The 21271-nt window shown below is 66.9% G+C and carries 15 protein-coding genes and 1 tRNA gene; 10 read left to right on the top strand and 6 right to left on the bottom strand.

Annotated features, from left to right (window positions below; translation table 11 throughout):
- Positions 1-435 precede the first annotated feature (435 nt).
- From AMK58_RS29180 to pgmG, 9 genes are all read left to right on the top strand, one after another.
- Positions 436-924 (top strand): tripartite tricarboxylate transporter TctB family protein, encoded by a 489-nt coding sequence (locus AMK58_RS29180; RefSeq protein ID WP_035683227.1) that lies wholly within the window; start codon positions 436-438, stop codon positions 922-924.
- The gene (locus AMK58_RS29175) at positions 921-2426 is read left to right on the top strand and encodes a tripartite tricarboxylate transporter permease (protein WP_035683241.1); all 1506 of its coding nucleotides are present in this window, start codon (positions 921-923) and stop codon (positions 2424-2426) included. The genes AMK58_RS29180 and AMK58_RS29175 overlap by 4 nt, the downstream gene beginning before the upstream one ends.
- An 82-nt stretch (positions 2427-2508) precedes the next feature.
- Positions 2509-3177: a 4-carboxy-4-hydroxy-2-oxoadipate aldolase/oxaloacetate decarboxylase gene (locus AMK58_RS29170; protein ID WP_035683229.1), complete on the top strand. Its 669-nt coding sequence runs from the start codon at positions 2509-2511 to the stop codon at positions 3175-3177.
- A 397-nt stretch (positions 3178-3574) separates the two neighbouring features.
- Positions 3575-3649: transfer RNA gene (locus AMK58_RS29165), tRNA-Gly, on the top strand.
- A 189-nt stretch (positions 3650-3838) separates the two neighbouring features.
- The gene (gene pseB / locus AMK58_RS29160; RefSeq protein WP_244621375.1) at positions 3839-4891 is read left to right on the top strand and encodes a UDP-N-acetylglucosamine 4,6-dehydratase (inverting); all 1053 of its coding nucleotides are present in this window, start codon (positions 3839-3841) and stop codon (positions 4889-4891) included.
- Positions 4891-6138: a UDP-4-amino-4,6-dideoxy-N-acetyl-beta-L-altrosamine transaminase gene (gene pseC, locus AMK58_RS29155; protein WP_035683231.1), complete on the top strand. Its 1248-nt coding sequence runs from the start codon at positions 4891-4893 to the stop codon at positions 6136-6138. The genes pseB and pseC overlap by 1 nt, the downstream gene beginning before the upstream one ends.
- Positions 6139-6223: 85 nt before the next feature.
- Entirely contained in the window at positions 6224-6520 is a 297-nt protein-coding gene (locus tag AMK58_RS29150; RefSeq protein ID WP_035683232.1) for a hypothetical protein, read from the top strand.
- A gap of 267 nt (positions 6521-6787) precedes the next feature.
- Positions 6788-8113 carry a UDP-glucose dehydrogenase family protein gene (locus tag AMK58_RS29145; protein WP_035683234.1) on the top strand — a complete coding sequence of 442 codons (1326 nt, stop codon included), beginning with the start codon at positions 6788-6790 and terminating at the stop codon, positions 8111-8113.
- Positions 8114-8145: 32 nt separating this feature from the next.
- Positions 8146-9549: a phosphoglucomutase/phosphomannomutase PgmG gene (gene pgmG / locus AMK58_RS29140; protein ID WP_035683236.1), complete on the top strand. Its 1404-nt coding sequence runs from the start codon at positions 8146-8148 to the stop codon at positions 9547-9549.
- 152 nt (positions 9550-9701) lie between these two features.
- On the opposite strand, the gene AMK58_RS29135 is transcribed toward pgmG, so the two are convergent.
- The 5 genes from AMK58_RS29135 to AMK58_RS29110 all read right to left on the bottom strand — a co-directional run bounded on the left by AMK58_RS29135 (position 9702) and on the right by AMK58_RS29110 (position 19148).
- Positions 9702-10571, bottom strand: coding sequence for a ParB/RepB/Spo0J family partition protein (locus AMK58_RS29135; protein WP_051141002.1), 870 nt, complete (start codon positions 10569-10571; stop codon positions 9702-9704).
- Entirely contained in the window at positions 10561-11568 is a 1008-nt protein-coding gene (locus tag AMK58_RS29130) for an AAA family ATPase (protein WP_035683237.1), read from the bottom strand. The genes AMK58_RS29135 and AMK58_RS29130 overlap by 11 nt, the downstream gene beginning before the upstream one ends.
- 166 nt (positions 11569-11734) lie before the next feature.
- Positions 11735-14017 carry a DUF4347 domain-containing protein gene (locus AMK58_RS29125; RefSeq protein ID WP_079285517.1) on the bottom strand — a complete coding sequence of 761 codons (2283 nt, stop codon included), beginning with the start codon at positions 14015-14017 and terminating at the stop codon, positions 11735-11737.
- A gap of 426 nt (positions 14018-14443) precedes the next feature.
- On the bottom strand, positions 14444-17305 hold the full coding sequence (locus AMK58_RS29115) for a DUF4347 domain-containing protein (RefSeq protein WP_059399841.1): 2862 nt from the start codon (positions 17303-17305) through the stop codon (positions 14444-14446).
- 496 nt (positions 17306-17801) lie between these two features.
- Positions 17802-19148 (bottom strand): hypothetical protein, encoded by a 1347-nt coding sequence (locus AMK58_RS29110; RefSeq protein WP_059399840.1) that lies wholly within the window; start codon positions 19146-19148, stop codon positions 17802-17804.
- A gap of 305 nt (positions 19149-19453) precedes the next feature.
- Between AMK58_RS29110 and AMK58_RS29105 the strand changes: the two genes are divergently transcribed.
- Positions 19454-20641 (top strand): site-specific integrase, encoded by a 1188-nt coding sequence (locus AMK58_RS29105; RefSeq protein ID WP_051141007.1) that lies wholly within the window; start codon positions 19454-19456, stop codon positions 20639-20641.
- Between the two features lie 50 nt (positions 20642-20691).
- Here AMK58_RS29105 and gmhB read toward each other — a convergent pair whose 3' ends face one another.
- Positions 20692-21234, bottom strand: a complete 543-nt coding sequence (gene gmhB, locus AMK58_RS29100; RefSeq protein ID WP_035683256.1) for an HAD family hydrolase — start codon at positions 21232-21234, stop codon at positions 20692-20694.
- Between the last annotated feature and the right edge of the window lie 37 nt (positions 21235-21271).

Below are 21271 nucleotides of genomic sequence, written 5' to 3'. Positions count from 1 at the left end.
GGGCAAGAAACATGAAAGGGCGGTCTTCGGATTTCGCAGCGGTGCGTGCATTCGAAAAATCTTATCAATCTTTCGGTATCATGATTTTCAATAAAGCAATCTTTCATCGCGCAACGCCGACGAGTGAGCATCACAAACCTGCGATGATTCGATGCACTTGCCCTTCCTGGTAATCTGATTAGGATGCATAAACAACGGGTGATAAAGATTACCTGTTGAATTTTATCCTTATGCTTGTGAAAGGCGATGGATCGGCGACCGCAGCCGCACTCCCTCCCCCGAAAGCCGCCCATTGAAAGCCGTGGAAGTCCCATGCCGAGCCTGCCCATCCCAGACCTCCGCCCCCCTTCTTCCGCGACCGCTCCCCCCCGCGGCCCGTCCACAGCCACCCGCAGCACCGCGCGAGGCGCGCTCGAAAACACCCTCCCGACCATCATGGGCGGCGAAGTGGCGACCTCGCAGGTTCCGGTCCGGGCTCCGCAGGTTCCGGTCCGGGCTCCGCAGGATCTGGCCGCCGGCCCGCTGATCGCGGCTTTCGGTTTGGCCGCCCTGTGGCTGGGGCGCGATTGGCCCACCGGAACGCTGGCCTACGTGCAGTCCGGTTTCTTTCCGCGGATGATCGGGCTGCTGATGGTGCTGGCCGGCGCCGTGGTGACCGGGCGAAGCCTGCTGGCCCATGGCGCCGAACTGCCGGCCTGGGGCTGGCGCCCTCTGCTTGGAGTGACGGCGGCGGTGCTGGCCTTCGCCGGAACGGTGGAACTCCTGGGGCTGGTGCCCGCGGTGCTGATTCTGGTGGGACTGGGCAATCTGGCCGGCCAGCCGTTGCGCCCGGTTCCTCTGGCCTTTCTGGGCGGCACCCTGGCGGCGGGCTGCGTCGCGCTGTTTGTCTGGGGGCTGGGCCTGCCCCTGCGGGTGTGGCCATGACGGAGTTGCTCGGCAACCTGCTGCTCGGCCTGTCGGTCTCGCTGTCCCCGGACAATCTGCTGCTCTGCTTCGGCGGGGCGTTGATCGGCACGCTGATCGGCGTCCTGCCCGGTCTGGGCCCCACCGCGACGGTGGCGATGCTCCTGCCCCTGACCTTCCACCTGCCACCGGTCGGCGCGCTCATCATGCTGGCGGGCATCTTCTACGGCTCGCAATATGGCGGGTCGGCGACGGCGATCCTGGTGAATTTGCCCGGTGAATCCTCGTCCGTCGTCACCTGCCTGGACGGCCATGCCATGGCGCGGCAGGGCCGGGCCGGAGTGGCGCTCGCCACGGCGGCCCTCGCCTCGCTGTTCGCCGGCATCGTCACGACCTTCCTGATCGCCGTGGCGGGCCCGCCGCTGGCCGGGGTGGCGCTCGCCTTCGGGCCGGCGGAGTATGTGTCGCTGATGCTGCTGGGCCTGATCGGGGCGGTGACGTTGGCCCACGGATCGGTGGTGAAGGCCATCGCGATGATCCTGCTGGGCCTGCTGCTGAGCATGGTCGGCACCGACGTGAATTCCGGCGACACGCGCTTCACCTTCGGCCTGCCGCAGCTTTACGACGGCATCGACTTCGTTCCGCTCGCCATGGGCCTGTTCGGGCTGGCTGAGATCATCACCAGTCTGGAGCAGACCGGCGGCGTCGGGCGGACCACCGCCCCCATCGCCAGCCTGTGGCCGAAGCGCGAAGACATCCGCCAGGCTTGGCCGGCGACGGTGCGCGGCACCGTGATGGGGGCGCTGCTGGGCATCCTGCCCGGCGGCGGCGCCACGCTGGGCTCCTTTGCCGCCTATTCGCTGGAGAAGAAAGTGTCCCGCCGGCCTGAGCGATTCGGCCAGGGCGCCATCGAGGGGGTGGCCGCACCGGAGGCCGCCAACAACGCCGCCTCGCAGGCCTGCTTCATCCCGATGCTCAGCCTGGGCATCCCACCCAACGCCATCATGGCCCTGATGATCGGCGCCATGACCATCCACGGCATCACGCCGGGGCCGCAGATCATGGCGAAGCAGCCGGAGCTGTTCTGGGGCATGATCGCCAGCATGCTGATCGGCAACGTGATCCTGGTGATCCTGAACCTGCCAATGATCGGGCTGTGGGTGCGGTTGCTGCGGGTGCCCTACGGTTATCTGTTCCCGGCCATCCTGGTCTTTTGCTGCATCGGCACCTACACGCTGAACAACAGCGCCTTCAACGTTCTGCTGATGGCCATGTTCGGCGTCCTGGGCTACGTCCTGCGCAAGCTGGACTGCGAACCGGCGCCGCTGATGCTGGGCTTCGTGCTGGGTCCCATGCTGGAGGAGAATCTGGGGCGCGCTCTGCTGCTGTCGGGCGGCGATCCCACCGTCTTCGCCACCCGCCCGATCAGCGGCAGCCTGCTGGCCGCCGCTGCTTTCCTGCTGATCCTGATGGTGCTGCCGTCGGTGCGCCGCCGCCGCGACGACGCCTTCAAGGACGAATGATCCCCGAACCTCCTTCCTTGTCCCCGCCCGCCCGCATTTCCAGAGGGCGGGCGGATTTCACGCCGTGAAAGGTGCCCACCCGATGACCGTCGTCAAAGAGTTCGCCCGTCCCTCCCCCGAGATGGTCGCCGCCTTCCGCGGCCAGTCCCCGGCCACGCTGCACGAAGCGATGGGCAAGAAGGGCGCGATGTCTTTTCCGATCAAGCCGCTCTACCAAGGCATGACGCTGTTCGGCACCGCGGTGACCGTGTCCGGCGGCCCTGCCGACAATCTGATGATCCACGCCGCCATGGCGCTGACCCGTCCAGGCGACGTGCTGGTGGTCGATTTCAAGGGCATGACCGAGGCCGGCCCCTGGGGCGACGTGCTGACGGAAGCGGCGATCCAACGGGGCTTGACCGGGCTGGTGATCGACGGCTGCGTGCGCGACGCCGCGGCCATCCGCAGCATGGGCTTTCCGGTCTTCTGCCGGGGGACCAGCATGAAGGGCACCACCAAGACCCAGCCCACGGGCGACGTGAACACCCCCATCGTCTGCGGCGGCGTGCTGGTCATGCCGGGCGACATCGTGGTCGGCGATGACGACGGGGTGGTCGTGGTGCCCCAGGCCGAGGCCGCCGCCACGCTCGCCAAGGCGGCGGAACGCGAACGGATGGAGGAGGGCCTGCGCGAACAGCTCCGCGCCGGGCGGACGACGGTCCAGGTGCTGACCCTGGAACCCTACCTGGAGGCCGGCGGCATCACGCTGTGACGCGGACCGCCGCGGAAAAGCGGGCGGGGCCAAATCCCGCCTGCCATCGCCTGGAGTGGTATTACCGGACTTCGGTAAAGGAACGGCGATGGGCAAAAAAAAGCCGCGTCCGGACACGAGGTCGGCGCGGCAGACGAATGCTCTTGGAGCATCATGATGTTTTTGGTTTCCTCCCCAGACCTCAAGGCCTTTGTTTTGTGAGAGGAAATTTCCACAGTCGATGCAGGGAAGTCAACAGCATTGAGTGGGTTATAACTTTAAGCCTAACGTCTCCTTCCGATGCGCCAAGAAGGCGGATGGGGACGTCCGAAGAGAAAAATCTCAGCGCAAGCCAAACAGGGGGCTTGCGTTCCGCCGGGCGCGTGGGGTATCTCCCTGCCTCCTTCGTTGGAGCGGCGCGGGCGTAGCTCAGGGGTAGAGCACAACCTTGCCAAGGTTGGGGTCGAGGGTTCGAATCCCTTCGCCCGCTCCAGTATCACGAAGCTTTTCCCACATCATCGCTGGTTGGATGGAAAACGGGCCGCGGCACGGTGCCGACACACCATCCTTGCGCGCGGAAGCCGCGGATTCCTTGCTGGAATGTTAACCCACTGCTAGGGGTCTCGGGCTAAGGTCGATCGAACCGGCCTGAATGAACCACGAAGCGCGGACGTCCTTGACCATGCAGCAGCTTGACCGTCCGAACGAATCGCCGCCCGAGGCGCTGCTCCCCGGCTTCGGCATGCTGAACGGCCAGTCGATCCTGGTAACCGGGGGAAGCGGGTCCTTCGGAAAGCGTTTCGTGGAAACGGTGCTGCGCCACGCCAGCCCGCGCCGAGTCATCGTCTTCTCCCGCGATGAGTTCAAGCAGTACGAGATGCAGCAGCAGCTCGGCCCCGAATGGGCCTCCACGTTGCGCTTCTTCATCGGCGACGTGCGTGACCGCGAGCGGCTGGAACTGGCCATGCGCGAAGTGGACGTGTGCGTCCACGCCGCCGCGCTGAAGCATGTGCCCGCCGCCGAATACAACCCCATGGAATGCATCCACACCAACGTCTATGGGGCGGAAAACGTGGTGCGGGCCGCGCTGAACACCGGCGTGAAGCGGGTGATCGCCCTGTCCACCGACAAGGCGGCCAACCCGGTCAACCTCTACGGCGCCAGCAAGCTGGCTTCGGACAAGATCTTCATCGCCGCCAACAACCTGTCCGGCTCGCTGGGCACGCGCTTCTCGGTGGTGCGCTACGGCAACGTGGTGGGGTCCCGCGGGTCGGTGATCCCGCTGTTCCGCCGGATGATCGCGGAAGGGGCGGAAGCCCTGCCGGTCACCGACGACCGGATGACCCGCTTCTGGATCACGCTGCAGCACGGGGTGGACTTCGTTGTTTCCTGCATCGCGATGATGCAGGGCGGCGAGATCTTCGTGCCCAAGATCCCCAGCATGCGCATCGCCGATCTGGCCCGCGCGATGGCTCCGGATCTGCCGCACAAGCTCGTCGGCATCCGCCCCGGCGAGAAGCTGCACGAGGTGATGATCACCGAGGACGATTCCCGCCAGACCTTCGAACTGCCGGACCGCTTCGTCATCGAACCAGCCTTCGCCTTCTGGACGCACGAGCCCTATCAGCGGTTGGGCGCCAAGCCGGTGGCCGACGGCTTCCGCTACGCCAGCGACACCAACGGCGACTGGCTGGACGGCGCCCGGCTGATGCGGCTGCTCGCGGAAGCGCCGTGATGGGCGGACCGGCGTTCCCACCGCCGCTGCCCTTCCTGCCTTATGGGCGCCAGGACGTCGATCAGGCCGACATCGATGCGGTGACCACGGTCCTGCGCGGCGACTGGCTGACCCAGGGGCCGGCGGTGGAGGCGTTCGAGCGGGCGCTGTGCGAGCGCACCGGGGCGGCTCATGCGGTGTCCTGTGCCAACGGGACCGCCGCCCTGCATCTGGCCGCCCTCGCGCTGGGGCTCGGCCCCGGCGACGCGGTGGTGGTGCCCTCCGTCACCTTCCTCGCCACCGCCAACGCCGCCCGCTATGCGGGGGCGGAGGTCGCCTTCGCCGATGTCGATCCCGAAACCGGCCTAATGGGGCCGGAGCAGGCGGAAGCGGCGATGGAGCGGGCCGCCCGCGCCGGCTGGCGGGTACGCGCCCTGGTGCCCGTGCACTTTGCCGGCCAGACCGCGGACAGGACCGGGCTCGGCGCGCTCGCCGCTCGCCACGGACTGGCGGTCATCGAGGACGCCTGCCACGCCATCGGCAGCGTAGACGTGATGCCGGATGGGCGCGCCCTGCCGGTCGGTTCCGGCGCCTTCGGCACGCTCACCGCCTTTTCCTTCCACCCCGTGAAGACCATCGCGGCGGGCGAGGGAGGGGCCGTGACCACCAACGATGCGGATCTCGCCGCCCGGCTGCGCCGCTTCCGCAACCATGGCATGGAGCGTGAGCCGGCGGGATTCGAGGACCACGAGGCCGCCTTCGCCGCCGAGGGGATCGCTAATCCCTGGTATTACGAGATGGCGGAGCCAGGCTTCAATTACCGTCTGACCGACATCCACTCCGCACTCGCCCTCAGCCAACTCGGACGACTGGACGCCTTCGTGGAGCGGCGACGTCACCTGATGGACCTTTATGCTGAGCGGCTGTCCCAACTCGCCCCCCTGGTCCTGCCCGCCGCCTGCGTTCCCTGGTGCCGTCCGGCCTGGCATCTCTGCGCCGTCCGCATCGATTTTGCCGCCAGCGGGCGGACACGGGCGCAGGTTATGGCCGATCTGCGGACACGCGGCATCGGCAGCCAGGTCCACTACATTCCGGTTCACCGCCAGCCTTACTGGCGCAGGCGCTACGGCGACCTCGCCCTGCCCGGCGCCGAGGCCCATTACGCCCGGACGCTGTCGCTGCCCCTGTTCCCGGCCATGACGGATGCCGACGTGGAGCGGGTCGCCGTAGCCCTGGCCGGAACGCTGGGGCTTCGCGCTCCGGCGTGACAACCCGGCGTCGTTGCTGGACAGTTTTCTCCCTTCCAAAAATGCGCTATGCCAAGCGTCATCTGGAACGCTTCGGAGCAGGGTCATGGCCGAGGGTACTGTGGACTATTACGCGATGGTCGAAGAGGCCTGGCAACTGAGCGACGCCGCGCGCGACTATGTGAAGAACGCCGGCCGCGACGTGGACAACGCCGAGCTGTGGGAAAAGGTGTTCGCCCCCTCATCCCTGATCGACCTGGAGCGCACCCGCACCGAGGGCGGGCAGCCGTTGCAGAAGATTTTCTTCAAAAACCCCTACGGCCTGCAGTACCGGGCCGACCACAAGGACTGGATCCCCTTCCGCCACGGCGCCCTGGACCCCGCCTATCTCCAGGCAATCTGAGGCGTCTGGATTTTCCAGGTGGTTCCGCTGAGGCCACGCGCGCCGGCACGGCAAACCCGGCGCGTCCGCCATCGGCCCCATGAAGGTCCTATGAATCGGCTTTCAGCAAAGGCGCGCCGCCCCGCGGCAGCCTGCCGCAGGTGATGTCCGCATCACGGCTATCCTGATAAGACAAGGCAACCATCGAAGGCGGTCACCGTTCTGCTCCATGCTGAAGGCGGGGCCGGACACAGGCGGCCTAAAGGGTGTTGACAACAAGGGTTCCCCATGCGCATCGCGATGATCGGTACGGGCTATGTCGGGCTGGTGTCCGGCGCCTGCTTTTCGGAATTTGGCGTCCACGTCACCTGCGTCGACAAGGATGCCAGCAAGATCGAGCGCCTGAAGCGCGGCGAAATCCCGATCTATGAACCCGGCCTGGACGAGCTGGTCGCGCGCAACGTCGCCGCCGGACGGCTGTCCTTCACGCTGGACCTGAAGGAGGCGATGGCCGGGGCGGATGCCGTCTTCATCGCCGTGGGAACCCCGACCCGCCGCGGCGACGGCCATGCGGATCTCTCCTACGTCTACGCCGCCGCCGAGGAGATCGCCGCCAACCTCGACCACTACACCGTCGTCGTCAACAAATCGACCGTCCCGGTCGGCACCGGACGCGAGGTGAAGGCGATCATCAGCCGCACCAACCCCAACGCCGACTTCGACGTGGCGAGCAACCCGGAATTCCTGCGCGAAGGCTCGGCCATCGGCGATTTCATGCGCCCCGACCGGGTGGTCATCGGCACCAGCTCGGAGCGTGCGGCCGAGGTCATGCGCCGGCTCTACCGCCCGCTCTATCTGATCGAGACGCCGATCGTCCTGACGTCGCTGGAGACCGCGGAGCTGACCAAATACGCCGCCAACACCTTCCTGGCCGCCAAGATCACCTTCATCAACGAGATCGCCGACCTGTGCGAGAAGGTGGGCGCCAACGTCCATGACGTCGCGCGTGGCATCGGGCTGGACGGGCGCATCGGCAAGAAGTTCCTGCACCCCGGTCCGGGCTACGGCGGCTCCTGCTTCCCCAAGGACACGCTGGCCCTGGTGCGCACCGCCCAGCAGGTTGGCAGCCCGCTGCGCATCATCGAGACGGTGGTCGACATCAACGACAAGCGCAAGAAGCAGATGGCGGAGCGCATCGTCGCCGCCTGCGGCGGATCGGTGTCCGGCAAGACCGTCGGCGTCCTGGGCGTCACCTTCAAACCCAACACCGACGACATGCGCGACGCCCCGTCTCTCGACATCGTCCCGGCGCTCCAGGCCGCCGGCGCCACCGTGCGGGCCTTCGACCCCGCCGGCATGCACGAGGCCGAGAAGCTGCTGCCCGGCGTGGTCTGGGCGAAGGACGCCTACGGCGCCCTGGACGGAGCCGACTGCGTCGCCATCCTGACGGAATGGAACGAGTTCCGCGCACTGGACCTGAAGCGGGTCAAGACCCTGCTGAAGGAACCGGTCATGATCGATCTGCGCAACGTCTACAATCCAGGGGACATGGCCGCCGCCGGCTTCGCCTACTCCTCCATCGGACGGCCCACCGCACCGTCCCAGAACGTCTGAAGCGATCCAGTCCAAGGAGAACTGTCGAGACCATGAGCGAAGCCCACACTTTCCACCCGACCGTGCTGCGCGAATACGACATCCGCGGCATCGTCGGCAGCACCCTGACCGCGGCGGATGCCCGCGCGGTCGGACGGGCCTTCGGCACCGTGGTCGCCCGCGGCGGTGGGAAGACCGTGTGCGTCGGTTACGACGGCCGGCTCTCCTCGCCGGAGCTGGAAGCCGCCATGGTGGACGGTCTGGTCGCCTGCGGCCTTCATGTGCTGCGCATCGGGCTCGGCCCCACCCCGATGCTGTATTTCGCCACCCGCGACCGCGAGGCGGCGGCCGGCATCATGATCACCGGCTCGCACAACCCGCCGGACTACAACGGCATCAAGATGATGCTGGGCAAGGGTCCGGTCTACGGCCGGCAGATCCTCGATATCGGCGCCATCGCGTCGAAGGCCGACTATGTCTCCGGTGAAGGGTCGTCGGAACAGCTCGACATCAAGGACGCCTATGTGGAGCGCCTGCTGCGCGACTATGACGGCACCCGCGACCTGACCATCGCCTGGGACGCCGGCAACGGCGCCTCCGGCGAGATCCTGCGCCGCCTGACCGCGAAGCTGCCGGGCAAGCACGTCCTGCTGTTCGACGAGATCGACGGCAACTTCCCCAACCACCATCCGGACCCGACGGTCGAGAAGAATCTCGTCGACCTGAAGGCGGCGGTGGCGGAACATGGCTGCGACATCGGCATCGGCTTCGACGGCGACGGCGACCGCATCGGCGCCATCGACCATTTGGGCCGCGTGGTGTGGGGCGACCAGCTCGTGGCGATCTACGCCGCCGACGTGCTGAAGAGCCACCCCGGCGCGACGATCATCGCCGACGTGAAGGCCAGCCAGACGCTGTTCGACGAGATCGCCCGGCTCGGCGGCAACCCGCTGATGTGGAAGACCGGCCACTCGCTGCTGAAGGCGAAGATGGCCGAAACCGGCTCGCCGCTGGCCGGCGAAATGTCGGGCCACATCTTCTTCGCCGACAAGTGGTACGGCTTCGACGACGCTCTGTACTGCGCGGTGCGGCTGATCGGTCTGGTCAGCAAGCTGAACCAGCCCCTGTCGGAACTGCGCGACCGCCTGCCGGACGTGGTGAACACCCCCGAAACCCGCTTCCAGGTGAGCGAGGAGCGCAAGTTCCAGGTCGTCCAGGAGGTCAAGGCCCGCCTGAAGGCCGAGGGTGCCGATGTCAACGACATCGACGGCGTGCGCGTCAAGACGGCGGACGGCTGGTGGTTGCTGCGCGCTTCCAACACCCAGGACGTGCTGGTGGCCCGCGCGGAGTCAGGCACCCCCGAAGGGCTGGAGCGGCTGAAGGGCATGGTCGTGGCGCAGCTGGAAGCCTCCGGCCTCCAGGCCCCTTCCTTCGAGGACGGCGGCAGCGCCCACTGATCGGCTGAAATTGATCGGCCAAAATCGAAAAGGCCCTTCCCTGCGGATGCGGGGAGGGGCCTTTTTCTTCGCCTGAGTTCCGACAAGGCCGGTGAGAATTCTCACCGCTTCGCGTGAGGAAAAGGATCGGTGAGAATTCTCACCGGCTCCGCTCAGCCTTCCTCATCATCCAGAATGGCGTCGATGGAACGGCGCAGGTCGCGCAAGACTTCGCGGTCCACGTCCTCCAGCCGCTTCGGCTTTTCCTGAAACGCCTGGAGGGCTTCCCGCGTGCGCAGGATGTTGCGGGAAACGCGCAGGCTGAAAGCGCTCAGCACCGCCTCAGGCTCGTCCCGCGCTCCCGTTGCGGCAACGCCGGGCGCGCGCAGGGCAGGCTGGGGCTGGTCGTCGGTCAGGCTGTCGAGCAGGCGCATCTGCGCCTCCGCGTCTTCGAGCGCCGCGATCTGGTAGAGCTTGTAGCGGGCGATCTTCTTCTCGGCTCCCTCGTAGCGTTCCCTTACCGCCGGGGCGACCCGGGTCAGCCCAAGAGTCCGGGTGATCTCCGCCTTGTCGCGCCCCATGATCTGGCCGAGATCGGCATGGGAATAACCGTGCTTCTCCACCAAAGCCACAAAGGCGTCGGCCTCTTCGAAGGGCGTCAGATCGGCGCGCAGGACGTTCTCGACTACCGCCACCTCGGCGGTGTCGATGCCGTCCGGCACGAGGATGCAAGGCACCGTCTGCTGGCCGAGCGCGCGGACCGCGCGCAGGCGCCGCTCCCCGAAGACGAGCTGAAAGCGGCTCGGCCCCAGTTCCCGCACGCCAATCGGCTGTTGCAGGCCGTATTTGCGGATGGAGTCCGTCAAGGCGACCAGTTCCGCCTCATCGAAGCGGCGGCGCGGCTGGTCGGGATTGGCCTCGATCCAGTCCACGTCGGGGTAGACGAGCCGGACGCCCTGCTCCGGCTCCGCGAAGACGGCGAGCGCGCCGCGACTCATGGCATTCAGCCGGGCGAGGTTCCCGGTTCCGAGTTTACGCGACATTGGCCACCTCCACGCGCTTGCGCCGCTCCACGGCGATGGCGTCGGCAAGCGCCCGGTACGACGACGCTCCCGGCGCGTCCGGCACCGCCTCCAACGCGGCACGGCCGGCAAGCGCGGCGTCGCCGTAGATCGTCGCCCGCGGCACCGGCGGGAAGATGCGCAGTGTGCTCCCCAACGCGCTGTGCAGCTGCTCCAACGTCACCTGATGCTGGTTCAGGCGGGCGTTGTGCATGGTCGGCAGGATGCCCAGGACGGCGAGGCTGGGGTGACAGCGCCGCTTCAGCTTGTTGATCGTCTTCAGAAGATGGTTCACGCCGATGGAGGACAGATACTCGGTCTGGCAGGGGATGACGATGACGTCCGACGCCACCAGCCCGTTGGCCGTGCACTGGCCGAGGTTCGGCGGGCAGTCGATGAAGATGAAGTCGTAGGCCTCCCGCGCATCCTGCAGCCGCTCGCGCAGCGCCATCGGACCGCTGGGGTCGGCGGTCAGTTCCACCTCGACCGATGCCAGTTCGATGCTCGACGGGGCGATCTCCAACCCGATGTCCCCGACCGGAACCACGATGTCCTCGACGGCGACCTCCTCGCGCAGCACATGGGCGAGCGACTTGCGCCGGCCCTCCTCATACTCGATCAGGTCGATGCCGAGATGCGCCGTGGCGTTCGCCTGCGGGTCGGCGTCGATGATCAGCACGCGATAGCCCTCGCGCGCCAGGATGCTGGCGGTGTTGACCGTGCAGGTGGTCTTGCCGACCCCGCCCTTCTGGTTGGCGAGGCAGATGACCAGCGCCGGGCCATGCTTGCCGTCCACCACCGCCGTCTCCTTCAGGAGAAAGCGGACCACCGCATCGGGGATCTTCTCGCTGTTGCTTTCCCAGCGGGAGATCTTGGACCGGTCGTAGCGCCGCTCCAGCCGCTCGTTCAGCCAGGCCGCGAAATCCGGCTGTGAGAGTTTGCGCTCCTCGCGCAGGAGCCTCATGTCTTCGCCACGCACGTCAACCTCCACAGCGAATGCGCTTGCCGTGTTCAACCGATACGACGGCGCCCCGAATCGGTCAAGGTTGACGGTCATCCCCGTTGCATCAACAGCCGGCATCAACAGGAAAAGCCGATCCGGGGGAAGGCATCCCCCGGATCGGCGCGTTTCGGACTGCCTCAGATCACAGGTTGATGAAGGCGATGTAGTTCTGGTCGCCCATGGTGCCCGTGGTGGTGGTCATGGCGCCCACGGCCTTGCCGGTGAAGGTCATGCTGGCGTCGATCGTACCGTTGCCATCGATGTCGCAATGGACCGTCGCGCCCTTGTAGCCTTCGGCGCCGCCCATCTCTTCCCAGGAGAGTTTCGAGACACCCTCCTGATAGCCCCACATCGTGGCCCACTCACCCTGCTCCAGATCGACCACGGTGGACCAGGTGGTTTCAGTGCCGCGGCCATCGACGAAGAAGGTGTCCTTGCCCGTGCCGCCGATCAGCCAGTTGGACCCCGAGCCGCCGTCCAGCACGTCGTCACCGGCTCCACCCCAGGCAGCGTCGTCACCGCCCAGCAGGTTGATGAAGTCGTTGCCATCCGATCCGCCCAGCACCTCGCCGCGGGAGTCACCCAGGAAGGTCCATTGCAGGCCGGACACCGGGCCCTCATAGGCGTAGGCCTTCACATCCTCGGTCACGCCGTCCACGATCCGCTGCATGCCGGTCGAAGGACGGTCGTCCACCGGCGGGGTGGTGGTCGGCGGCTCCGTCGTGGGAGGAGTCGTGGTCGGCGGTTCGGTGGTGGGCGGCTCCGTCGTCGGCGGTTCGGTGGTGGGCGGTTCGGTGGTGGGCGGCGCGTCGATCAGCGTGACGGTGTCGCCGTTGAGCTGGAACTGCCCAGCGGTGAAGCTGCCGACGAAGCGAAGCGTCACGTCGGCGCCCGCCGTGGCGTCCATGCCGATGCGCAGGAAGGTGACACCGTCCACCGTCTCCGCCTGCACCTGCCCGGCGCCAAGCTGGCTGCCGTTGCCGGCGGTGGCCGTTCCGGTCATGGCCGTGCCGGAGATGGTGAAGGCGTCGCCCACCATGGCCCCGGCCACCCCGCTGGTGAAACCACTGGCCTGGGCGGTGGTCATCGTCACCGTGTGGCGGACGCTGCCAACCAGATCGAGGTTTTCCACGCTGGTCAGGGTCATGCCGGAGATGTCGATCTGCGGCGTCGCCGTGGTGATCTTGCCTTCCGGATCGGTCACGTTGTCGGAGCTGATGCGCAGCGTGTCGGTGCCGGTGCCGCCGTCGTAGGAGACCGTGCCGGCGTCGCCCTGCGCGGCGATGATGAAGGTGTCGTTGCCGGCGCCGCCCTCGATGACGTCGGCCTCGTTCAGGTTACCGTGCTCGCCGCTGTAGAACACGTCGTCGCCGTCGCCGCCGATCATCGTGTCGGCGTCCCAGTCGCCGACCAGCGTGTCATTGCCGGCCCCGCCCATCAGGCTGTCCTTGCCGCCGCCGCCGACCAGCAGATCGTCGCCGTCGTCGCCATAGAGCATGTCGTCGTCGGCCCGCCCGAAGATCTGGTCGTTCCCGGCCCCGCCATGGACGGTGTCGTTGCCGTTGCCGCTCTCCAGCGTGTCGTCGCCGGCCCCGCCGGTCACCGAGTCGGCACCGTCATGGGCCCAGAACCACACGGGGTCGTTCCCGGCCACCATGGTGTCATCGAAGTTGGAGCCGACCCAGCGCTCGATGTCGATGAAGGTGTCGCCTGCGGCGTCGCCCGTGCTGTTGCCCGGAGTCAGCAGGTCAAGCACGATGCCCGAGGTGGCGGTCTCGTAGGACGCCTCGTCGAAGCCGGCCCCACCGTTCAGCACGTCGGCACCCGCACCACCGATCAGCGTGTCGTTGCCGCCGCCGCCGTTCAGCGTGTCGTTGCCGGCCCCGCCTTCGATCACATCCGGCTCGTCATCGCTGGTCAGCAGGTCGGGACCCGCCGTCGTGGTGCCGGTCACGGCCAGGACATGGGTCCAGCCCTCAACCGCCGCGAAGGGAGAGGGGGTGCCGACCGGCGCGGTGCTCAGATCGAGCGTCCAGGAGGCGCCCTGCGCCGCCGGACCGACCGGCCCCGAGGAGGCCGCGACCGCGGCGCCCGTGGCGGCGGCCAGCCGGTCGAGGAGGAGACGGCCCTCGGCACCCGCACCGGCATGGCAGGCGTGGATGTGGATCTCGGTGCCGCGCGCGTCCGGCCAGGAGCGGTCGAGCAGCGAGCGCGCATCCAGCGGCTGGGCGCCCAATAGGACCCGTCCCGGCTCGCCGTGGGCGACCAGATGCAGGACGGACGGACGGACGGCGAGCGCTGCGGCCAGAACGGCGTGGGCATCGTCGGCGGCGGAGACGAGCATGACCTGGACGTCGGGACGGCGGTGGCTGAGCAGCCCGTCGAGATCCTCAAGTCCAGCGTCCGCGATGATGACTTCGTTCAAGGGAAACTCTCCGTGCATTCTGTGGTGATCGCTGGGGCGCCCGGTCGCATCGTTCGCGTTTACGGGAAGTTCGCGGATACGGGGAAGCGCGACACCCAATCACATGCGCTTTCGGAGAGCATCTTCGCAATTGCCCAATAAGAAATAATACATCCTCATCAATGGAACGTAGTTATAGGGTTATCTTACTTGATAAAAGGAAACTCAATAGACCTATGATCTTTTAACGTCCTATGAAAAGCGTGGAAAATTCTAACCATCAAGAGCGAATACAGGAAAATACGGGGATGACTATAGGATCTTTAGAAGAGATAAGCGTCACACAAACGGATTGCCTCAAACGATGAAGACAAACAGAAGCGGCCCGGGGAAGGGTTCCCCGGGCCGCTTTTCCGCTCAGCGTCTCAGATCACAAACCGGGCTGGATCACAGGCTGATGAAGGCAATGTAGTTCTGGTCGCCCATGGTGCCCGTGGTGGTGGTCATGGCGCCCACGGCCTTGCCGGCGAAGGTCATGCTGGCGTCGACGGTGCCGTTGCCGTCAATGTCGCAATGGACCGTCGCGCCCTTGTAGCCTTCGGCACCGTCCATCTCCTCCCAGCGCAGCGTGGAGACGCCTTCCTTGTAGCCCCAGAGGGTGGACCACTCGCCCTGCTCCAGGTCGGTGACGGTGGACCAGGTAACCTCGGTGCCGCGGCCATCGACGAAGAAGGTGTCCTTGCCCGAACCGCCGATCAGCCAGTTGGACCCCGAGCCGCCGTCCAGCACGTCGTCACCGGCCCCGCCCGCGGCCGCGTCGTCGCCGCCCAGCAGGTTCAGGAAGTCGTTGCCGTCCGACCCGCCCAGCACCTCGCTGCGGGCATCGCCCAGGAAGGTCCATTGCAGGGTGGAAACCGGCCCTTCATAGGCGTAGGCCTTCACGTCTTCGGTCACGCCGTCCACGATGCGCTGCATGGCGGTCGAGGGACGGTTGTCCACCGGCGGGGTGGTGGTCGGCGGCTCCGTCGTGGGAGGAGTCGTGGTCGGCGGTTCGGTGGTGGGCGGCTCCGTCGTCGGCGGGGTCGAGGGGGTCCCGCTCAGGGTGATTCCGCTGCCGTTGACCTGGAACTGGTCCGCCGTGAAGCCGCCGGCGAAGCGCAGCGTCACGTCGGCGCCCGCCGTCGCGTCGGTGCCGATGTGCAGCAGAGTGACGCCGTTCACCGTCTCGGCCTGCACCTGCCCGGCGGTGAGCTGGCTGCCGTTGCCGGCGGTGACCGCGCCCGTCATGGCCGTGCCCGTGACGGTGAAGACGTCGCCCCCGGTAGCGCCGATGATGCTGGCGAAACCGTTGGCCTGGGCGGCGGTCATCGTCACCGTGTGGCGTACGCTGCCGACCAGTTCCAGCCTCTCCACGCTGGTCAGGGCCATGCCGGAGATGTCGATCTGCGGCGTCGCCGTGGTGATCTTGTTTTCCGGATCGGCGACGTTGTCGGAGCTGATGCGCAGCGTGTCGGTGCCCTCGCCGCCGTCGTAGGAGACGGTGCCGGCGTCGCTCTGAGCGGCGATGATGAAGGTGTCGTTGCCGGCGCCGCCCTGGATGATGTCAGCCTCCGGCAGGGGATCGTGCGCACCGCTGTAGAACACGTCGTCGCCGTCGCCGCCGATCATCGTGTCGACGCCCCAATCGCCGATCAGCGTATCGTTGCCGGTGCCACCGTCGAGCATGTCGTTGCCGCCACCGCCGGCCAGCAGGTCGTTGCCGGCCTCGCCGTACAGCATGTCGTCGTCGGCCCGCCCGAAGGCCCGGTCGTCACCGCCGCCGCCATAGATCGTGTCGTTGCCGATGCCGCTTTCCATCGTGTCGTTGCCGGCGCCGCCGATCTCGACATCGTTGCCGCCATGACCCCAGAACCAGACGCCGTCATCGTTGCCGACAAGCCGATCGTCGAACTCGCTGCCGATCCAGCGCTCGATGTTGGTGAAGGTGTCGCCCGCGGCATCCCCGGTGCTGTTCGCCGGATTGCGCAGATCCAGCACGACGCCCGCGGTGGCGTTCGCGTAGGTCACCTCGTCGAAGCCGTCGCCACCGTCGAACACGTCGGCTCCGGCACCGCCCTCCATGGTGTCATGGCCAAGGCCGCCGATCAGCGTGTCGTTGCCGGCGCCGCCATTCATCAGGTCGTTGCCCTGACCGCCGTCCAGGCTGTCGTCGCCATCGCCACCGTTGATGGTGTCAGCGTCCCCTTCACCGAACAGCGTGTCGTTGCCGGCGCCGCCGTCGAGCATATCGTTGCCCCAGCCGCCGTAGATCAGATCGTTGCCGGCCTCGCCGTAGAGCACGTCGTTGTCGGCGCGGCTGTAGATCTGGTCGTCGCCATCGCCGCCATAGACGGTGTCGTTGCCGTCGCCGCTCTCCATCGTGTCGTTGCCGGCGCCGCCGATCTCCACGTCGTCGCCCGCATGGCCCCAGAACCACACGGGGTCGTTGCCGGCCACCATGGTGTCGGCGTAGTTGGAGCCGATCCAGCGCTCAATGCCGGTGAAGCTGTCGCCCGCGGCGTCGCCCGTGCTGTTCGCCGGGTTGCCGATGTCGATGACCATGCCGGAGGTCGCGTTCTCGTAGGTGACGACGTCGAAACCGTCACCGCCGTCGAACACGTCGGCCCCGGCGCCGCCGTCCATGGTGTCGTGGCCAACGCCGCCGATCAGCGTGTCGTTGCCGCCGTTGCCGATCAGAATGTCGTTGCCGGCCCCGCCGTTGATGTTGTCCGCCGCGTCATCGCTGGTCAGCGTGTCGTTGCCGTCGGTCGGCGTACCGGTGACCGCCAGTTCATGGGCCCAGCCGCGCGCCCCGGCGCCCTCGACCCCAGCGAAGGGGGAGGGGGTAAACACGGGGGCGGTGCGCACGTCGAGCTTCCACGAGGCTCCCCGATCCGCCGGACCGACCGGCCCCGAGGAGGCCGCAACCACGGCGCCCGTGGCGGCGGCCAGTCGGTCGAGGAGGAGACGCCCTTCGGCACCCGCGCCGGCATGGCAGGCGTGGATGTGGATCTCGGTGCCGCGCGCGTCCGGCCAGGAGCGGTCGAGCAGCGAGCGCGCGTCCAGCGGCTGGGCGCCCAACAGGACCCGTCCCGGCTCGCCATGGGCGACCAGATGCAGGACGGACGGGCGTGCGGCAAGGACGGCGGCCAGCACGGCGTGGCCATCGTCGGTGGCGGAGACGAGCGTAACCTGAACGTCGGGACGGCGGTGGCTGAGCAGCCCGTCGAGATCCTCGAGCCCAGCGTCCGCGATGATGACTTCGTTCAAGGGAAACTCTCCGTAAATTTTGTTGTGATCGTTGGGATGACCGGGCGCCCCGCCCGCGTATATGGCAAAGCGTGCGACTTCCTATGACATGAATTTCCAGGGTATATTCCCGCAAGAACCTAATAAGTAATAACTCCTACTCCTCATAGAAAACGACAAATCCATCAACAAGCATTCCAACTGGAGGAATTCTTCAGATGAATGACTTTATCTGAACTTAAATCCTTTGGATGCGCCCGAACCTCTTTGAGGGAAGGGAAAGACGCAATCGATAGCGCCACGGCGCATTCTGGGAGGTGGCCCTACGGACGGCGTTGACACGGATGCGCGGCCTCCCCGGATGGAGAGCCGATCACCTCGGCAACATGGACAGGCATGTGCGGATGCTCATCAGGCGGTGCCACATGCGCAAACTGGCGAGCCTGGGCTTCTCCGTCCGCACCCCCGGAGGTGGCTGTCGCGGCACAAGCAACCGCTTCAAAAGGCCGCCGACCGATCAGCAGCCTACCAAACGGTAGATCCGCATGACCGCCCGCTTCCCATCCTCACGGTGGCGCATCTGAACGACGTGCCCCCGCCTTTCCAAGGTGGAGATATGCCGGCGCACCACCTCTTCACCCGCGCGCTTGCGGGACAACGGAGGAGACTCGGGATTTTCGATTGATGGAGCGGGAACGGCCGCCATATCCGCTATCCCACCCTGCGTGCGTCGTTGATAGCGCGGGCGGGTGGTGTCCATCGCCGCCTGGATCTGCGGGAGGCTCGCTGCCGGACGTTCCACGAGAACGTGCAAGAGGCCCTCGAAGACACGATCCCGGCGGCTTGCGCGGGTGCGTTCGCCGCTCTCCAGAGCTCGTTTGATCGCGCAGGCGTCGCGCTCCAGGATGGCGCGTTCGGCGCTTTCCAGGCTGTTCAACAACGCCAACCCGGCCTCGGCGGAACGCCGAACGGCGGCGAGGCCGGCGGCAGCCCAGGTGTCCATGCGACAGGGTTCGTAGTCTTGCCGCGCCCCGCGCCCGAAGCCCACGGCGATGCCGCCGATGGCGGCGCGCGTCAGCCCGGCATGGCGCAGCCAGTGGTCGGCGAGGATGCGACCAGGGGCCGCCCCCAGGGATGGGGCAGCGGTAGCGTGCCAGCGGGCGAGGAGCATCACGGCACCAAGGACCGGCGGCATCGTCGCGAGGCTGTCCAAGGCGTTGGGGTCCAGTGCGTCCTCCAAGCCCCGGCGCGCCACCACGCGGTCGACCGGTTGTCCGATGATCTCCAGGAAGCGTTCATCGGCACCGGCCTCGATGGCGGCATCGACCTGGGCGCGGCGGTTCCGCAGGCGGCGCTCGATCACCGTGGCAGGCGGACGAAGCAGCGCCATCAGGCGAGGCGCTGCGAACAAATTTTTTGTGGCGGTTCGTCGCGCCGCGTGGCGGCTGAGGCTCAGGATTTCCCGCGCCACCCGCAGGTCCGCGTCGGCGGCGCGGGGCAACGCGCCAATGCTGTCGAGCCGCAGGTCGTCCTCGTCGAGGCCGCGTCCGTCGAGTGCCATCGAGGCGATGGTGGAGCGCAGCAACCAGCGTTCCTGCCAGCCCCGGCGAAGGTACGGCGACGCGGCCGCCAGCCGCTCGTCGAGCCGGGTGATGGCGGCGGTGGCGGCGCAGGCGGCCATCAGGATGGCGCCGTCGAAGTGTCCGGTGAAGCCAGCTCGCGCGGCGGCCGGCCGGCGGTCATCTGACTCATCCTCGCCGCCCGCAAGCAGAGCGTCGATGTCATCGATCCAGCGGTGGCCGCTACCGCCAGCAGCAGGGCTATCCAAAGATCGCCGTGGAGGTGTCGAGAAGGACTCCGTCATCGTCAGCTTTCCATACGACCAGAGCCTCGTGGGTCGACGTTGGTTCCGCTTCAGGATAGCCGGTGGAGTAAGGGGTTGGAATGTGTCATTCAACATTTAGTCTTTTAAAATAGGGTTGCCCGGACAGCTGTTTCGAACCCCTGCTCCAGCTTCAACAAATAGATTTAATTTCCGATAGCATGATTCCGATAAGGGACACTATGGGAACAAAACCGGCGGAAATGAACCATCGGCACTCATTTATGGGACCTTAACCTGTCTCCCGGCACGTTACGCGCCATGGTCTCCTTCGCTGACGAGCTTTCATGCCGACCGTTCTGCCGCCAACCGCCTTGCCATCGGCCGCCTCGCCATCGGCCGAAGAATCCGCCCGTTGGCGTGTCGAAGCCGACGGCACGCTGGTTTTTCCGACTGGCCTGTTCGGCGACCTCCGGGTGCCCCAGGGAGCGGATCGCGCCGAAGCGGAACGGCTGATAGCCCGTGCCCACGTCTTCGCCGCCCAGTCCTTGGCCGACAACACCCGCCGCGCCTACCGCGTCGCCTGGGAGCGCTATACCGTCTGGTGCACCCATGTCATGAACGTGGCCCCGCTCAGCGGCGACCCTGGTCTCATCGGCATGCACCTGACCGCGCTCGCCGACCCCCAGCCGGTGCGCCGGCCGGACGGCACGGCCATCATGCCGAAGCCGCTCGCCCGCAAGTCCATCCGCGTGGCGCTCGACGCCATCGCCATGGCCCACCGCTGGGCTGGGCTGCACCTGCCCAAGGACCACCCCAGCATCGCCCTGGTGTTCGACGGCATCCTGCGCGGTCGCGCCGGCGAGGAAGAACGCAAGGCCGAACCGATCAAGCGCGGCCTGCTCAAGGCGATGATCGCGGCGACCCGCGAAGGTCCGGCCGAGGGCGGCGCCCGTGGCGCCCGCGACCGGTTGTTGCTGCTGATCGGTTGGGGCGCCGCGCTGCGCCGCTCCGAACTCGTCGCCCTCGACTTCGGCGACTGCCAGGAAAGCCCGCGTGGCCTGCTGCTAACCATCTGCCGGGCCAAGGGCGACCAGCGGGGTGAAGGCGCTCTTGTAGGCATCGAGCGCGCGGCTGATCCCGAGCTCGATGTCTTGAAGGCTCTTGGTGATTGGCGGCAGTTGCGCGACGACGTGGACCACCATGCCCCGCTGTTCGTGTCGCTCCGCCGCAATGGCATGCCGTCCGGTCAGCGCCTGACCGACCGCAGCGTGCCGGACATCGTCGCCGGTCTGGTGTGCAAAGCCGACCCGGAGGCCTCACGGCAGGCCGCGCTGCGTGGCCGCAGCTTTTCGGGCCACTCGCTGCGTGCCGGTTTCGCGACCGAGGCGGGGAATGCCGGGGCCGACCTTCACAAGGTGATGAAACACCTGCGGCATTCGAAATCGGAAACGACAGCGGCCTATCTGCGAGAACGGGACGTCTGGGCAACCGCCATCACCGGCCTCGCTTTCGGAAACCCCGACGCGCAATGAATCCGCGCTGCTCCGGTGTGACCCGGCTCAACGGACTTCTGTTCGGGAGATCAGAGAAGGGAAGCGATCAGGTCCGTGTGACGGCGGATCGTGGATGTTGCCGCTTCCTGTCGGATCGGATCGTCTTCTGAGCACAGCAGGACGCGCCGCTCCACGCCGGCCGCCCTGGCCGCTTCCATGTCCGTCGGCTGGTCGCCCAGAAAGACCGACCGGGATAGTGACAGGTTAAGCCGACGCGCAGCGTCCAGGATCATGCCGGGGTTGGGTTTGCGCCAGAAACTGTCGCGTGCGTAGCGTTCGACCACACCACTGCGGTGATAGGGGCAATGGAAGATGCCGGCCAACTCCACGCCCTGGTCCAGGAACATGCCCCGCATCCAGTCGCTCAGTTCCAGGAACGCCGCTTCGGTGAAGTAGCCGCGCGCGATGCCCGACTGGTTGGTGACGACGACGACCCGGAAACCACGGTCCACCGCGTGCCGCGCCAGCGTGAAGACGCCGTCCAGGAACGTGAAACGACCGATGTCGCCGACATAGCCGCGGTCGACGTTCACGATCCCGTCACGGTCCAGCAGCAGGGCCTTGTAGGGCATGGAGTCCCCTGATCGGGTGTGGCGGGCTGGAGTGTTG

Origin of the sequence: Azospirillum brasilense (genome assembly GCF_001315015.1) — a bacterium.
In the GTDB taxonomy this organism is placed as follows: Bacteria; Pseudomonadota; Alphaproteobacteria; order Azospirillales; family Azospirillaceae; genus Azospirillum; species Azospirillum brasilense.
Note: the sequence above shows the minus strand (reverse complement) of the source record. Positions and strands in the feature narration are given on the sequence as shown.

Coding starts and splice junctions, on each gene's coding strand:
- pseC (WP_035683231.1), top strand. CDS start 4,891: ATGGGCGGACCGGCGTTCCCACCGCCGCTGCCCTTCCTGCCTTATGGG.
- gmhB (WP_035683256.1), bottom strand. CDS start 21,234: ATGCCCTACAAGGCCCTGCTGCTGGACCGTGACGGGATCGTGAACGTC.
- AMK58_RS29110 (WP_059399840.1), bottom strand. CDS start 19,148: ATGACGGAGTCCTTCTCGACACCTCCACGGCGATCTTTGGATAGCCCT.
- AMK58_RS29180 (WP_035683227.1), top strand. CDS start 436: ATGGGCGGCGAAGTGGCGACCTCGCAGGTTCCGGTCCGGGCTCCGCAG.
- AMK58_RS29170 (WP_035683229.1), top strand. CDS start 2,509: ATGACCGTCGTCAAAGAGTTCGCCCGTCCCTCCCCCGAGATGGTCGCC.
- AMK58_RS29150 (WP_035683232.1), top strand. CDS start 6,224: ATGGCCGAGGGTACTGTGGACTATTACGCGATGGTCGAAGAGGCCTGG.
- pseB (WP_244621375.1), top strand. CDS start 3,839: ATGCAGCAGCTTGACCGTCCGAACGAATCGCCGCCCGAGGCGCTGCTC.
- AMK58_RS29145 (WP_035683234.1), top strand. CDS start 6,788: ATGCGCATCGCGATGATCGGTACGGGCTATGTCGGGCTGGTGTCCGGC.
- AMK58_RS29135 (WP_051141002.1), bottom strand. CDS start 10,571: ATGTCGCGTAAACTCGGAACCGGGAACCTCGCCCGGCTGAATGCCATG.
- AMK58_RS29105 (WP_051141007.1), top strand. CDS start 19,454: ATGCCGACCGTTCTGCCGCCAACCGCCTTGCCATCGGCCGCCTCGCCA.
- pgmG (WP_035683236.1), top strand. CDS start 8,146: ATGAGCGAAGCCCACACTTTCCACCCGACCGTGCTGCGCGAATACGAC.
- AMK58_RS29175 (WP_035683241.1), top strand. CDS start 921: ATGACGGAGTTGCTCGGCAACCTGCTGCTCGGCCTGTCGGTCTCGCTG.